At 39.8% G+C, this 12,518-nt stretch carries 14 protein-coding genes and 1 other annotated feature; of the genes, 4 read left to right on the forward strand and 10 right to left on the reverse strand.

Going from position 1 to position 12,518, the window contains the following annotated elements; genetic code table 11:
• Positions 1–2: 2 nt before the first annotated feature.
• The 3 genes from R6U77_RS16520 (at position 3) to R6U77_RS16530 (ending at position 1,821) form a co-directional block, all read left to right on the forward strand.
• Complete coding sequence (locus R6U77_RS16520) at positions 3–473, forward strand: glutathione peroxidase (protein WP_319836494.1); 471 nt, start codon at positions 3–5, stop codon at positions 471–473.
• Positions 474–695: 222 nt separating this feature from the next.
• Positions 696–1,562, forward strand: coding sequence for a helix-turn-helix domain-containing protein (locus R6U77_RS16525; protein ID WP_319836495.1), 867 nt, complete (start codon positions 696–698; stop codon positions 1,560–1,562).
• Positions 1,563–1,644: 82 nt separating this feature from the next.
• Positions 1,645–1,821, forward strand: coding sequence for a hypothetical protein (locus R6U77_RS16530; RefSeq protein ID WP_319836496.1), 177 nt, complete (start codon positions 1,645–1,647; stop codon positions 1,819–1,821).
• Positions 1,822–1,871: 50 nt separating this feature from the next.
• Here R6U77_RS16530 and R6U77_RS16535 read toward each other — a convergent pair whose 3' ends face one another.
• The 4 genes from R6U77_RS16535 to R6U77_RS16550 form a co-directional block, all read right to left on the reverse strand.
• Entirely contained in the window at positions 1,872–2,297 is a 426-nt protein-coding gene (locus tag R6U77_RS16535) for a universal stress protein (protein ID WP_293920178.1), read from the reverse strand.
• A gap of 59 nt (positions 2,298–2,356) precedes the next feature.
• Positions 2,357–2,935 (reverse strand): anthranilate synthase component II, encoded by a 579-nt coding sequence (locus tag R6U77_RS16540; RefSeq protein ID WP_319836497.1) that lies wholly within the window; start codon positions 2,933–2,935, stop codon positions 2,357–2,359.
• On the reverse strand, positions 2,932–4,287 hold the full coding sequence (gene trpE / locus R6U77_RS16545; RefSeq protein WP_319836498.1) for an anthranilate synthase component I: 1,356 nt from the start codon (positions 4,285–4,287) through the stop codon (positions 2,932–2,934). The genes R6U77_RS16540 and trpE overlap by 4 nt, the downstream gene beginning before the upstream one ends.
• Before the next feature lie 52 nt (positions 4,288–4,339).
• Positions 4,340–4,543, reverse strand: a binding site (T-box leader).
• A gap of 38 nt (positions 4,544–4,581) precedes the next feature.
• Positions 4,582–5,124, reverse strand: a complete 543-nt coding sequence (locus R6U77_RS16550; protein WP_319836499.1) for a biotin transporter BioY — start codon at positions 5,122–5,124, stop codon at positions 4,582–4,584.
• A 142-nt stretch (positions 5,125–5,266) separates the two neighbouring features.
• On the opposite strand from R6U77_RS16550, the gene R6U77_RS16555 reads away from it, so the two are divergent.
• On the forward strand, positions 5,267–6,814 hold the full coding sequence (locus R6U77_RS16555) for an amidohydrolase (protein WP_319836500.1): 1,548 nt from the start codon (positions 5,267–5,269) through the stop codon (positions 6,812–6,814).
• 150 nt (positions 6,815–6,964) lie between these two features.
• Here the strand turns inward: R6U77_RS16555 and phoU are convergent, their stop codons facing one another.
• The 6 genes from phoU to R6U77_RS16585 all read right to left on the reverse strand — a co-directional run bounded on the left by phoU (position 6,965) and on the right by R6U77_RS16585 (position 12,420).
• The gene (gene phoU, locus R6U77_RS16560) at positions 6,965–7,624 is read right to left on the reverse strand and encodes a phosphate signaling complex protein PhoU (RefSeq protein ID WP_293920342.1); all 660 of its coding nucleotides are present in this window, start codon (positions 7,622–7,624) and stop codon (positions 6,965–6,967) included.
• A gap of 18 nt (positions 7,625–7,642) precedes the next feature.
• Positions 7,643–8,410: a phosphate ABC transporter ATP-binding protein PstB gene (gene pstB / locus R6U77_RS16565; protein ID WP_293920344.1), complete on the reverse strand. Its 768-nt coding sequence runs from the start codon at positions 8,408–8,410 to the stop codon at positions 7,643–7,645.
• 66 nt (positions 8,411–8,476) lie between these two features.
• Complete coding sequence (gene pstA / locus R6U77_RS16570; protein WP_319836501.1) at positions 8,477–9,355, reverse strand: phosphate ABC transporter permease PstA; 879 nt, start codon at positions 9,353–9,355, stop codon at positions 8,477–8,479.
• Position 9,356: 1 nt separating this feature from the next.
• Complete coding sequence (gene pstC, locus R6U77_RS16575) at positions 9,357–10,298, reverse strand: phosphate ABC transporter permease subunit PstC (protein WP_293920186.1); 942 nt, start codon at positions 10,296–10,298, stop codon at positions 9,357–9,359.
• Positions 10,299–10,366: 68 nt separating this feature from the next.
• Positions 10,367–11,350 carry a PstS family phosphate ABC transporter substrate-binding protein gene (locus R6U77_RS16580; protein ID WP_293920188.1) on the reverse strand — a complete coding sequence of 328 codons (984 nt, stop codon included), beginning with the start codon at positions 11,348–11,350 and terminating at the stop codon, positions 10,367–10,369.
• A 230-nt stretch (positions 11,351–11,580) separates the two neighbouring features.
• On the reverse strand, positions 11,581–12,420 hold the full coding sequence (locus R6U77_RS16585; protein ID WP_319838390.1) for an alpha/beta hydrolase: 840 nt from the start codon (positions 12,418–12,420) through the stop codon (positions 11,581–11,583).
• Positions 12,421–12,518 lie beyond the last annotated feature (98 nt).

Raw genomic sequence — 12,518 nt, forward strand, 5'->3', positions numbered from 1 at the left:
CAATGACAATTTACGATATTGATGTAACAACAGATCAAGGTGAAACGTATTCATTAGCCCGCTATGAAGGAAAAGTATTACTAATTGTTAATACTGCCTCAAAATGTGGTTTAACAGGGCAATTTGATGAGCTTCAAGCACTTTATGACAAATATGCCGAGCAAGGACTAGTCATTTTAGGCTTCCCTTCCAATCAATTTAAGCAGGAGCTAACAACGGCACAGGAAGCGTCAGAAGCTTGCCGCCTTACGTATGGTGTCACATTCCCAATGCATGAAATCGTTGCTGTCAACGGCGATGCTGCACACCCTTTATTTAAGCTTCTGACAGAAGAAACGAAAGGTTTACTCGGTAAAAGCGTTAAATGGAACTTCACCAAATTTTTAGTCGACCGCAATGGTCAAATTATTAAACGCTTTGCCCCAACGGATAAGCCATTGAAGTTAGAAGAGGAAATCGCGAGCTATTTATAGAGAAGCACCGTATCATTAGAAACATTTTTGATGATACGGTGTTTTGTTTGTAGGTAAAGTATATACATTAAAACCTTTTTAATAGTGGGGGAAATTTCAAAATTTATTATAAATTGTATTAAAAAAACCCAATAATTAATGTTCATGCATATTAATTATTTAATTATATTATAATAAGGTATAATAATTCTATGCAAAATACAAGATAGGAGTAAATTAACTATGAAACAGAGAATTTCACAAAAAATTAAAGAATTACGAAAAAAGAGAGGGCTTACACAAAAGGATTTAGCTGAAGGTATTTGTACACAGGCAATGGTCAGCAATTTCGAGAAAGGGGAAATGATTCCTTCCAGTCTTACACTGTTTGCAATTGCTCAAAGGCTTGGTGTTGATATGAATTATTTCTTTGATATTTCGAACAGCACTAGCACATCCATTAAGGCAACCGATGCACAACAGATTATTCGTAAGCTCATTCACCAGCATGATTATCAATCCGCTTACTTTATCGTGCAAAACGAGCTACTCCAAGAGGCTCTACTAGCACCAGAGTACCGACAATTTTTATTATGGCATAAAGGAATTTGCTTATGGTTTTTACATAAGGAGCTTGATGCAGCCATTCAAACATTGGAAGATGCTTTACAAATTGACAACCAGCAAAATACCGAACAAACAGCTGCTATTCTAAATAGTATTGCGGTTATTTATGCTGAAGCGACGCTATACGAAAAATCATTAGCCTATTACGAGCAATGCTTGCCATTACTTCAAGGTCAAACATCTATATCTTATTTAGTGAAAATTCGCATTTATTTTGGTGCCTCGCGCACATTTAAATATTTAGAGCGCTATGAGGAAGCTATATTACTGGCTAAGCAGGGCATTCAATTATGTGTAGAAAATGAAACTTTATATTTATTAGGACAGCTACTTTTCCAAGAGGCACATTCTGTAATCCTTTCCTCTGAGGATAAAACAGCAGCGGTACCTTACCTTGAGCACGCAAAAGCTATTTTTACATTACAAAATAAATATGATTATTTAAAAGCAATTGAGAATTTAAAAATAAACCATTTAAATTAAATAACTCCATATTGATTTCCTTTATATTACATGGTAAATTATTAAATGTTATTGCTAAATTTACTAATAAAGGATGATACTAATGCAAAAGAAATTAATTAGTCTTTTACTAGCAGTATGCTTAGTGTTACCACTAGGGCTTAGCTTCGCATCTACAACAGCGGCAGCTGAAGGGACAACTTTAACAGCCATCCATTATGTCTTCACAACAGCTTCTGCTAAAAAGCCTGCATCTGAAGATATTCCTGCTGAGCCATAAAATATAAACAAATCCGTATGACGATATCGCCATACGGATTTTTTATTATACTATCCTCTTACCACCAATACATCGCATTTCGCGTTGCGCACGATACGCTCTGCATTTGAGCCAATAATCATTTTTTCAAAGCGATTTAAACCAGTTGCGCTAATAATGACTAAGTCAATTTCCTTTAAATTTGACAAAATAGCCTTTGGAGAGCCTAGCTCCACAACCACATGAACAGCTTCCACACCAGCGGCAATGGCCTCCTCTTTTAAGGCTTGGATTTGCTTTTCTCGCTCTCCCTTAACTTGCTCTGCATATGTCATATCATATGCTTGCACAGAGCCAAAGGAATGCGTGTCCACTACGCTCACAATATGTAAAGCAGCCTCATTTTGCTTCGCTACTTTGATGGCGCGCTGGAATGCCTGTAATGATTGCTCTGAAAAATCAATTCCAACAGCAATTTGTTTATAATAGGTTTTCATTTTATATTTCCCCTTTTTCTTTTCATTATAACAAAATAGTGCAAGAGAATATCAGTTTTTTATAAGCAATTTGCTGCTTTTAGAAACGCTTCGATCATTACACTACCTGCCTTTGTACCAATAGATTCTGGATGAAATTGCAGCCCATAGAGCGGATATTGTGTATGCTGAATTGCCATAATTTCGCCATCATCTGCTGCATTCGCAGTGACAATAAATTCATCTGGTAGCGTGTCATGTTTGATAACAAGTGAATGGTAACGCATTACTTCCTCAGCATATGCTACATTTTGTAGCAGTCCTTGCTGCAGATGTGTTAGCTGGCTCGTTTTCCCGTGAATAATATGCGCTGCTCGCACCACCTTTGCACCAAATGCTTCACCTATTGCTTGATGCCCTAAACAAATTCCTAAAATAGGAAGTTCTCGATGTAGACCTTGAATAATGTCAATGATATTGCCTGCCTCGCGCGGGATACCTGGCCCTGGTGAAATAACAATTGCCTGTGGCTGTAATGCACGTATTTCATCCACTGTGATTTGGTCATTGCGCACAACCTGTACTTCTTGCTCAAATGCTGCAATTTGATGATATAAGTTATATGTGAACGAATCGTAGTTATCAATTAGTAAAATCATTTTCGCACCTCCAGCAATGCACGCGCTTTATTTAGCGTTTCCTCATATTCCATGCGTGGAATAGAGTCATAAACAATTCCAGCCCCTGCTTGCACATAAGCTTTGCCTTCCTTGACAATCATCGTGCGAATAGCAAGCGTTAAATCCATATTGCCTGAGGCGGAAATATAGCCGACTGCCCCTGCATAAATGCCGCGCTTTTTTTGCTCCAGCGTATGAATAATTTGCATTGCACGTATTTTCGGTGCGCCTGATACGGTACCAGCGGGTAAGCAAGCAGCAAGCACGTCTACAATATGTGCGTCCTCTTTTAGCTGCCCTGTTACCTCTGATACAATATGCATGACATATTTGTATTTTTCGATTTGCATATAACGTTTGACTTGAACCGAGCCTACCTCACAGACGCGCCCGATATCATTACGTCCTAAATCGACAAGCATTCGATGCTCAGCAAGCTCCTTTTCATCGTTCAGCAGACTTTTGGCTAATTGCTCATCCTCCTCCATTGTTGCGCTGCGCGGCTTCGTGCCTGCGATTGGATTCGTCGTCACAACGCCCTGCTGCACCTTAACTAGGCTTTCTGGCGATGTACCGAGCACAATCGCATTGTCAAAATTCATGTAAAACATATAAGGTGACGGATTCGTTGCTCGTAGCTTACGATACAGTGTAAAGGCATCACCCTCAAAGCTTGCTTCAAAGGTTTGCGACAGCACTACTTGGAAAATGTCACCACGTTGAATATGTTGCTGTGCCGTTTCGACCATTTTTGTGAACTGCTCCTCGCTTATCGTTGCAGAAAACTGTATATCAACATTCGTATCGGTCATTTGTGTTACTTGTTGTTCGATTTGCTGTTTAAGGCCTTGGATGGCTTGCTCCATTTGTATCTCTGTACGCTCTCCAAATAAATCAACTGCCACTAATGTCACTATTTGCTCGATATGATCCATAACAATAAACGTATCGTATAAATAAAGATGGATGTCTGGTAGCTGATAAGCATCGTTGACAGGCTGCCCAATCGTTTCAAAATGAAAGGCTGTTTCATAGCTAAAATAGCCTATAGCACCTCCGAAGAAGGCAAAGGGATAGCTTCCTTGATGAATTGGCAGCACCTCTTTTAAACGCTCTGCTACCGCTATATTTTTCACTTCTCCATTAAAGATTGACGCTTGCCCATCTCCTGTTAATTCACCGATTGGGTCTACGGCAATAAATGAATAACGGCCACTTTCGGCATATTTGGCATTTGATTCAAATAGCATTTTATTACGCCCTTGAAGACTTGTATAAATGCCAATTGGGGTATACATATCCCCTTGCAATGTTTTCGTTACAAATTTCATACTCTGCTCTCCTCTTCTCTGCTCATTTGTACACAAAAAGGCCCTCCGCACTGTAAAGGACGGAGAGCCGTGGTACCACCTTCATTGACTAATTGCTTAGCCCACTCGACTGCTTGTAACGTTAGCAATTACGGCAAGGCATTTCCTCCTTGCAGCTAGAAAATCCATTCACCTATGCTGACTGCTAGCTCGCACCACCCGCTAACTCTCTTAGAAAATCAGACATACGTTACTATTTTTTCATGATCGCTTTTATGCTGTAATTGTAACTTGATTTTTCATATAATTCAAATATTAATTTGTTGCTAATAATAATTTTGCTTGCATTAAGCGGTTACGTACATAAATACCGAGCCATGTTGCCAGTGCTGCCTTTACTAAACCAAGTGGAATAAACGGTGTCATACCACCAGCCACCGCCGATGTCCATGATAAGTCACCTGAAATTTTTAGCCAAATCGTTCCGAAAATCAGTGCAACGAACATGCCGATTATATTGGCAACAGCTGCCTGTACATATGTATATGATGTTTTCTCTAAATACAGGCCTGTTAAATACGCAGCTGGTAAAAAGCCAATCAAATAGCCTCCTGTCGGTCCTACTAATTTGGCAAATCCACCTGAAAAGTTTGCAAAAACAGGCACTCCCACTGCGCCAATCAATAAATAAACTCCAACCGACAACGTCCCAAGTCGTGAGCCTAAAATCGTCGCTACTAGCCCAATTGCTAATGTTTGCCCTGTAAACGGTACGGGTGGCACTGGAATGGAAACCTGCGCTAACACCGCAATAATCGCCGCACCAAGTGCAGCTAACACATAATTTTTAACATTCATTTTACTTCCTCCAAACTATAGTTAACCAAATATAAATATAAGTTAACATAAAATATTATACATATTCAATGGTTTTTGTTATTATTTTTTTAACTGTCAGAATTGTTTGTGTGCCTGGCACTCACAAAATGGAGGGATTTCAATGAATTTATGGTATGGTGGCACAATTTACACGATGCAGCAAGAAGGACATACAGTTGAAGCAGTTTTAGAGCAGGACGGCATCATTGGAGCTGTTGGCCATTTTGCTGATTTACGGGCGCGAGCCGAGCGCTTGATTGACTTGCAAGGACATGTTTTATATCCAGGCTTTGTTGATAGTCATTTACATATTATTGGCTATGGAGAAAAGCTGAAGAATTTAGATGCAAGTCAAATAGCCTCTAAAGAGGAATTAATGGTAGCATTGCAGGAGCGCTCTGCTACATTGCAGCAGGATGATTGGCTTGTAGCGATTGGCTATAACGAGGGTACAAATGAGCAACTCGTATTCCCAACGATTGAGGAGCTTGATACATTAGGCTGTCATGTTGTTATTAAACGTAGCTGTCATCATTTGATTATGGTCAATCACCTCGCACTTGCTTATGCGAAAATCGATGAGGCAACACCGCATCCAGCAGGCGGTGTTATTGAACAAAGAGATAGTAAATTAACAGGGATTTTAAAGGATAGTGCTCTTTATTTAGTCGTGAACCAAATGCCGACAACGACACAAAGCTATGTCGATGATGCGCTGCAAAAGTCCATTGCCTCCTTGCATTCATTGGGCATTGTCGGTGGACATTCGGAGGATTTAAGCTACTACGGGCACCCCTCTGTTCCATTACAAAGCTATCAATATATTGTAAAAAATAAAAATTTCAAAGCGCATTTATTACAGCATCATGAGGCATGGGATGCTTTACGTGCAATGGATTTCACAGCATCCACTTGGCTGGAGCTTGGAGCAATGAAAATTTTCATTGATGGTGCCTTTGGTGGTCGCACAGCTGCCCTATCTGCTCCTTATATGGATGACCCTCATAATCGTGGACTATTTATTCATTCACAGGAAGAATTGACAAAGCTTGTCCAAAAAGCTCGAGCAGCTAGTGCAACAATTGCGGTGCATGTTATTGGCGATGCAGCAATTGCAGCAATTGTTGATTTAATTGAACAATATCCACCGTTAGCTGGACAAAAAGATCGTATCATTCATTGCAGCTTAGTCAATGAGGATTTGCTAGCAAAATTAGCAGCACTTCCTATTATTGTTGATGTCCAGCCGCAGTTTATTCAATCTGATATGAGTATTTTACAGGCTAGATTAGGCGAGGAACGCTTACAGTATGCACACCCTATTCAATCATTGCTTACACGTGGCATCATTTGTGCAGGCGGTTCAGATGCACCGATTGAGCACCCGAATCCGTTACATGGCATCTATGCGGCAATTACTCGTCAGCAAATTGGACATACCGCAGTTTTCAATGCAGCTGAGTGTATTTCACGCTATACTGCGGTGTCACTTTACACAACCGAGCCAGCTAAAGTAATCGACAAAGCACATATTCGCGGACAAATTGCGGCTGGTTTTGAGGCAGATTTCACTATATTAAACGATGATATTTTCACAGTTGATGTGGAGCAAATTCCCCATTTACAAGTAGTGAAAACAGTCGTTCATGGGCAAACCGTTTACGGCTGAGCAATGTTGTGAGCGAAATTTAGTGTCTTACGAGCGAATTTAGCTGTCTTGCGGGCGATCTCCAGCATCTCACGGGCGAATTTGTCTGTCTTGCGGGCGAATCAGGACTTTTGACACACAAAAAGCGAGCGTAAATCCGCTCGCTTGTCTCTAATTATTCAACTCGTAATGCTGACCTTTCACTAAATAGAATAGATGCTCTGCAATGTTTGTTGCGTGGTCTGCTGAGCGCTCTAAATAGCGGCTAATGAAGGATAAATACATAATTTGCGAGATGTTTTCAGGCTGCTTGCTTGAAAGCTGCATAAAATGTGTAATTGCTTGACCATATAAACTATCAATTTGGTCATCTAGCTCAGCGATTTCCTTTGCCTGTGCCGTATTTTCATGGATAAAGGCATCCGCAATTTGGCGCAGCATAGATACTGTTTTTCCACACATCTCCTGTAAAATATCTACAGTTGTAATAAAGTCGTCTTTGCCAATGCGAATCGTTTCTTTCGCAATGTTGACAGCATAATCGCCAACACGCTCCATATCGCTAGCCGCTTTAACAATCGTCATTAAGCGACGCAAATCTGTTGCGACAGGCTGCTGCTTGGCAATTAATAAAATGACACGATCATTAATCAGTTCCTCTAAACGGTTCGCATGAATGTCATTATCAATTACCGATAATGCTGTGTCGATATCTTTGTTCAAAAATGCTTTAAACGACACTTCTAATGCATTAATGCTTTTATTACATAAATCTAATAAATCCTCTTGTACTGTTTTCATATCGTGCTCAAAACGTTCACGTACTGCCATCATATTATCAATTCCTCCTTATCCGAAACGACCAGAAATATAATCTTCTGTGCGCTCATCTGCTGGTGTTGAGAAAATTTTATCCGTTTGGTCAAATTCAATCACTTCACCATTTAGGAAAAAGGCAGTTTTGTCAGAAATACGCGCTGCTTGCTGCATATTATGTGTCACGATAATGATAGAATACTGCGTTTTCAGCTCCTGAACAAGCTCCTCTACCTTCAGCGTAGAAATCGGATCAAGCGCAGATGTAGGCTCATCCATTAAAATGACATCGGGCTCAACCGCTAAACAGCGTGCGATACAAATACGCTGCTGCTGACCACCTGATAAGCCGTACGCATTTTGGTGCAGACGGTCCTTGACATCATCCCAAATCGCCGCGCCACGCAATGATTTTTCCACGATTTCATCTAATATCTTTTTATTTTTAATACCATGAATACGTGGGCCATATGCGATGTTGTCATAGATTGATTTCGGGAATGGGTTCGGCTTTTGGAACACCATCCCTACCTTCGTGCGCAATTCCTCTACCTCATAGTTGCCACCAAAAATATTGCGTCCTCGGTAATTGATTTCACCAGATGTACGAACGATTGGTACAAGCTCAATCATACGATTCAATGTTTTGACATATGTCGACTTACCACAGCCTGATGGTCCAATAATGGCCGTTACTTCATTTTCTTTAATATCTAAATTAATATTTTTCAATGCATGGTGCTGACCATACCATAAATCAAAATTTTTCGTTTCAAATACTGTATTTTTCGCTTGTGTCATTTGTGCAGCTGCTTCTTGCTGCACCTTTGACGTCTGCTCTTGAACTTGTATCATAATGTCCCTCCGTTAATAACGCTTTTGGAATTTATTGCGAATATAAATGGCAATTGAATTCATAAATACGAGCAATGTCATTAAGACGATAATGCCTGCTGCTGCAACGTACTGGAATTCCTCTTGCGGACGCTTTGCCCAATCGAAAATCTGCATCGGTAATGCGGTAAATGTGCTTAATAAATTCTCAGGCAAGAACTGTAGAATAACAGGAATACCGATAACAACTAATGGTGCTGTTTCACCAATTGCACGAGATAGCGCTAAAATACTACCTGTTAAAATTCCTGGAATCGCTGCTGGCAAGACAACCTTGACAATCGTTTGCCATTTCGTTGCACCCATACCGTATGAAGCTTCACGCTGCTCCTGTGGTACAGCTCGAATTGCCTCCTGCGCTGATACGATAATGATTGGCAAAATTAGTAAACTCATCGTAAAGCCTGCTGCTAAAATACTTTTTCCTAAATCTAACATACGTACAAAAATCGTTAAGCCAAGTAAACCAAAAACGATAGAAGGAACACCAGCTAAGTTTGAAATATTAATACGAATAAAATCGTTGAAGCGATTTTTTTTCGCATATTCCTCTAAATAAATAGCAGAGCTTACACCTAACAAAATTGAAACTGGCGCAACTACCGCCATTAACCATAATGAACCAATCAGCGCTGCCTTAATCCCTGCTTTTTCAGGCACACGTGAGGCGAAGTTTGATAAAAAATTTAAATTCAAATGGCTTAAACCCTGTGAAAAAATACGTACTAATAAAATAAGCAGTGTAATTAACGCAAAGGTCGTTGCGACGATAAAGATCGCTTTCCACACTTTATTCATTTTTAAGCGTAAATTCATGCGCTTCATGACAGCAGTATCATTTAAATATTTCATATTAATACTCCTCTCTGAAACGTTTTGAAATATATTGTGCAAGTAGGTTCATAATTAAGGTGAAAATAAATAGTGTGAAGCCTACTGCATAAATTGAATAGTAAATCGTTGTTCCATATCCAGCATCACCTGTTGATACTTGCACGATATATGCTGTCATCGTTTGAATTGAATCAGTTACAGCAAAATCAAATTTCGGTGTTGAACCACCTGCAAGTGATACAATCATTGTTTCCCCGATTGCACGTGAAATCGCTAATACAACAGAGGCGATAATTCCTGATAAAGCGGCTGGTAGCACTACTTTAATCGCTACTTCAAACTTTGTTGCGCCAAGTCCAAGTGCCCCCTCACGAATGGAGTTTGGCACAGAGCTCATCGCATCCTCTGATAGTGATGCAATCATTGGCAAGACCATAATCCCTACAACAATCCCGGGACTGAGCGCATTGAATATTTTCAGCGACGGTATCAATTGCTGTAAAATCGGTGTCACAAACGTTAAGGCGAAAAAGCCATAGACAATTGTTGGTACACCCGCAAGTACTTCTAAAATAGGCTTCACGATGCGACGTGTTTTATCTGATGCATACTCACTCAAATAAATGGCTGCCCCAAGACCGAATGGTACTGCTACTAATACAGCGATGCCAGTAACTTTTAATGTTCCGAAAACGAGTGGTAAAATTCCATATAAAGGCTCTTTACCTGAGAATGGTAGCCATTCTGTTCCGAATAAATAATCTGTTATTGATACTCTCTGAAAAAACTCAAACGTTTCAAAAATAAGTGTAAAAACAATCCCAAACGTTGTTAATACAGATAATGCTGCTGCAATAAAAAGCAATTTCGGCATTGTTTTTTCTATTATTTTCTTTCCCTTTCGTGCACGGGATTTTGCAATCATTTGTTGTATGGATTGCTCACTTGCTTTTCCGGCCATTTGTCGATAAACTCCTTTCCGTTTAAGGAAAGAATGTGTGCATAAAGCACACATTCCAGATTAATGCATTACTTTTTTAATGCTTCTAATGCTGCTAAACCTTTTGTATATTCTTCCGCTGGTAAACGCACATAGCCTGTTTCCTCAGCCATATCGCCCGCATTCTCTAATGTAAAGCGAAGGAAGTCATAAGCTGCTTCGTTGTTCGCCATTGCTTCATTTTTCACGTAAACGTATAGAGGACGTGATAATGGTGCATATTCACCAGACTCAATTGTCTCGCTATTCGGCTCTACGCCATTTACTGCTACAGCCTGTAATTTACCTTCATTTGCTACATAGTACGCATAGCCGAAGAATGCAATTGCATTTTTATCTGCTGAAACACCTTGTACTAATACATTATCATCTTCTGATAATGTCGCTGTTTTTACTAAATCTTCCCCATCTAAAATGACTTCATCAAAGTAGTCATACGTACCAGAATCTGTGCCTGGTGCATAGAATACAATTTCCTCTGCTGGCCATGATGGATCGATATCAGACCATTTTTTCGTTGTGCCATCTTCAATCCATAATTTTTTTAATTGATCTACTGTTAAGTCCTTAGCCCAAGTATTTTCTGGGTGGATTACAACAGATAATCCGTCATATGCTATAGCAAGCTCTGTATAGTCAATACCTGCTGCTGTTAATTTTTCAACTTCCTCATCTTTAATTGGACGTGATGCATTTGAGAAGTCTGTTTCACCATTAATGAACTTTTCAAAACCTCCACCAGTACCAGAAACCCCTACAGATACTTGTACTTTCCCTTGTACTGCAGCGTACTCCTCAACAAGTGCTTCAGTAATTGGGGCAACTGTTGATGAACCATCACCAGCAACAACTCCAGTTAATTGTACGTCGCCAGCTTCTGCACCTGAAACTTCTGATTGATCATTGTTCGGTGTTGCTGCTCCATCTTTTTCTGCGTCTTCTCCACCACATGCTGCTAATAATAATGCTGCACTTAATACTGCTGCCTTGCCTGCGTACTTCCATTTACTCATTTGTTTAGTCCTCCAATAACTTTCATAGTCATTTGTTGTTACAATGATAACTATAAAGGCTATTTGTTGAGTGAATTTAAATAGAATGTTAAGCCTATGTAAAGTAGTGTAGATGTTTTGTAAATAGAAAAAACTCCACTATACAAAGGAATTTGTGTAGTGGAGCCTTTTAGCTTACTATTCATCATTTTCTATCAAATTTACAAAATTGTTTGAAAAATAGAGTGTTATTAAATATATTTCCCTATAAATGTCCATACCGTTTGCCAATAGGTCTCTGGGTCTACTTTCACTGCATCACCATGTGCAGCGTTTTCGACAATTAGCATGTCCTTTTCAACAGAAGCTGCATCGTATACCTCCTGTAGCATTTCAAATGGGACAAACGTATCGGCATCACCATGAATAAAGAGCATCGGCGTTGTGCTTTTCTTCACCTGCTCTACTGCCGAAGCCTCATAAATGCTGTAGCCTGCCCGCATTTTTGTTACTGTATTTGCTGCATGCAGCACTGGGAATTCTGGTAAGCCAAATAAATCATCAAGCTGATAAACGAAAACGCCACTAACTGAGCTATAGCCACAATCTTCAACGATGACCTTGACATTTTCAGGCAAGCTTTCACCAGCCGTCATCATCGCTGTTGCTCCACCCATTGATACGCCGAACAAAACGATTTCAGCCTCAGGATCTTGCGCAAGCACCTCATCAATCCACTGCAAAACATCGAAGCGATCATGCCAGCCCATGCCGATATATTCGCCTTCACTTTCACCATGTCCACGTAAATCGGGCGCTAACACATTAAAGCCTTGCTCATAAAAATTACGAATCCATCTCGTCATTTTAGCAGAGCTACTCGTATAGCCATGTAAGACAATTGCCCATTTATGCTGACTGTCTTGTAAATAGACATTTCCTTGCAATTTCAAATTTAGCTTATCATTCGACTCAATCTTCCACTTTTCTGCTTGAACCGCTGCCTTAAAATCATCATCTAGCTGAACAGATTGTGCCTCTGCTTCCGCATTAATAAATGGGCTATCCTCTAAGTTTGGGTTATCTTCCATAAATTCTTTTTCATCCTGTGCATTTAAGGCATAATTATAAAAATAGTTACCTACCCCAAAATACGCGATAATTAATAGAAGTATTACGATAATACCGC

Origin of the sequence: Lysinibacillus louembei (genome assembly GCF_033880585.1) — a bacterium.
GTDB lineage: Bacteria > Bacillota > Bacilli > Bacillales_A > Planococcaceae > Metasolibacillus > Metasolibacillus louembei.